Below are 226 nucleotides of genomic sequence, written 5' to 3' on the forward strand. Positions count from 1 at the left end.
ATTAGTATTACGCCGTTAAGGTTGTTAGAACATGATTCCGATATTCAATCGGGGTCATGTTTTTTCGTCCTGTTTTGATTCTTACGTTGTTGTAGTAATCGATATATTTGTGAATAGCTTGTTCAAGCTCATTTAGGTCCTTGTATTTATGTTCTTGACCGTAGAACATCTCCCGCTTAAGAATGCCGAAGAAGCCTTCCATTAAGCCGTCATCTAGAGAATTACC

Annotated in this window: 1 protein-coding gene; it reads right to left on the reverse strand. The window is 38.1% G+C overall.

The features are described 5' to 3' along the window. Positions 1-7: 7 nt before the first annotated feature. Positions 8-226: IS3 family transposase (locus ACLUXO_RS10450; RefSeq protein WP_412137469.1), on the reverse strand; the 219-nt coding region annotated here is incomplete at its 5' end.

It is taken from the genome of Lactobacillus delbrueckii subsp. bulgaricus (assembly GCF_046938665.1).
Lineage (GTDB): Bacteria > Bacillota > Bacilli > Lactobacillales > Lactobacillaceae > Lactobacillus > Lactobacillus delbrueckii_C.